This window comes from Cytophagia bacterium CHB2 (assembly GCA_030263535.1).
GTDB lineage: Bacteria > Zhuqueibacterota > Zhuqueibacteria > Zhuqueibacterales > Zhuqueibacteraceae > Coneutiohabitans.
This window is the reverse complement of the sequence record SZPB01000638.1, coordinates 1-2,004: the sequence shown is the minus strand read 5'-3', so window position 1 is coordinate 2,004 and position 2,004 is coordinate 1. Positions and strand designations below refer to the sequence as shown.

The 2,004-nt window shown below is 57.4% G+C and carries 2 protein-coding genes; both read left to right on the top strand.

Features of this window, described 5'->3' with window-relative positions; all coding sequences use genetic code 11:
* Positions 1–377 precede the first annotated feature (377 nt).
* Positions 378–1,373: an ADP-ribosylglycohydrolase family protein gene (locus tag FBQ85_29750; GenBank protein MDL1879315.1), complete on the top strand. Its 996-nt coding sequence runs from the start codon at positions 378–380 to the stop codon at positions 1,371–1,373.
* The coding region (locus FBQ85_29745) for a hypothetical protein (protein ID MDL1879314.1) at positions 1,165–2,004 on the top strand (840 nt) is incomplete at its 3' end. The genes FBQ85_29750 and FBQ85_29745, both read left to right, overlap by 209 nt.

Below are 2,004 nucleotides of genomic sequence, written 5' to 3'. Positions count from 1 at the left end.
AGCACACAAACGTTGAGCATTCCGAAAAAGTCGCGCCATCAAGCCGAGGCCATGCGCTTTATCGAGTTCATGCTCAACACCAAAAACATGACGCACCTCGCGCAAAGCGATTGGATGATTCCCACGCGGCAATCGTGCTTGCGGTTGCCGCAGTTTCAAACGGCAAATGACGGCTGGGACATTGTTACACAATCTGCTCAATATTTGACCGTCGGGCCGTGGCTTGGCGCTCCGGGCTACGTCGAATGGAAGAGCCGGGTTGCCAACCCGGTTTTGCAGGAATTCTTTGCCAACCGGCTCTCACTTGCAGAAACATCGAAGCGCATCGAAAGGGAAAGTAACCTCGTGTTATCGCGATATCAAATGCGGGACGAACCATGGTGACGGAACTCGTCGATCGTGCGCGTGGCGCGTTCATGGGCCTTGCCATCGGCGATGCGCTCGGCAGTCCAACCGAAGGAAAAACTCCGGCGCAAATTCAGCAGCGTTGGGGACGCGTTACAGATTTTTTAACGGAACAACCGGCCGGCACGGATGACACGGAATATGCTTTGTTCAGTGCGCGTTTGCTGCTGCGCCATGGCTTTGCTTTGACCTCGGCAAACGTGGCACAAGCCTGGCGCGACGAAATCATCTCGGAAAAAAACGAATACAAAGGCGCCGGTTTCAGCGAGATTCTGACCATCGCAAATCTTAAGCGCGGTTTGCAGCCGCCGCAATCCGGGCAACATCTTCACAGTTGGAGTGATGGCCTGGCCATGCGCGCCGCGCCTTACGGCATTGCTGCAGCCGGTAATCCCCAACTCGCGGCAAAGCTGGCTGAAATTGACGGCGCCGTGAGCCATGCCGGTGAAGGCATTTATGCGGGAAAAGCCGTCGCCGCGGCCGTTGCACGTGCCATGAGCGGAGCGGATGATGATCAAATTCTCGCGGCCGCGCTGCAAGCCGTTCCGGAAGAGTCCTGGTGTGGGTATGCGATCCACACAGGCATTGCAATTGCGCGGAATCACCTCGAATTCTGGGACGCTCCGCAAGCGTTATATGATGCGCTGGTGTGCCGTTATTATCATTGGGCTGATCTCGCGCCGGAAGCCGTGGGTTTGGCATTCGGTGTGATTGCCGCTGCCCGCGGCAATTTTGAGCAGGCGGTGATTGGCGCGGTGAATGCCGGTCGCGACACGGATACCGTTGCCGCGATTTGTGGCGCCATTACCGGCGCGAAACACGGCTATTCTTCACTGCCCGCGCATTGGTCAAGCAGAATTCAAGCGGCGCGCGGCGCGTGCATTAAAACCGTTGCGGGTATGGATATTCTATCAACCGCAGAGGCCCTGGCAGCGCTTGCTGCCCGCCAGGAGGATGTTGATGAATGATCTCCGCCTGCGCGTGCGCAATGCCATGCTCGGCCTGGCATTGGGTGATGCGATAAGCTGGCCTGCGATGTTTCATCGCAGCGTTGCATTGCCATTTTGGACCAGGCGAATCCGCCGTGAAATTGATGCCGCCTCCGAAGATAACAACACGCTTCCCGTAGCCATGCCGTTTTCGTTGAATCGGCCCGCTGAAGCGTTTTTGTTGGCCCCGGCAGACGATACGGAATGGGCGGCATTCACCATGAAAAATCTCCTGCGTCAGCGCGAAAATTTTGATGGTGATCTCTGGTTTTCAAGTTGGCAGGAGTTGGCGCACGCCGAAAACATCAAAGCCAGTGTGAGCATTCAAGTCGCGCTGGCGCATCTGCGAAAATCAATACAACCGCCGAACAGCGGCCGCTATAATCCGCATTATTTCGATGACAGCGCCGTCGCGCGCGCTGTGCCCATTGGCGTCGTTTGTGCCGGGCAAGCTCAAGTTGCAGCAACTCTTGCCGCGCGTGACGCCGAAATCACAAATGCGGAAGACGGGTTATGGGCGGCGCAAGCCATGGCGGCCGCAATCAGCATGGCGGGCAGCGGCGCGGCGTTGGATGTGGTTTTGGCGTGTGCTCTCGCGCAGCTTCCGTCG

Coding starts and splice junctions, on each gene's coding strand:
- FBQ85_29750 (MDL1879315.1), top strand. CDS start 378: ATGGTGACGGAACTCGTCGATCGTGCGCGTGGCGCGTTCATGGGCCTT.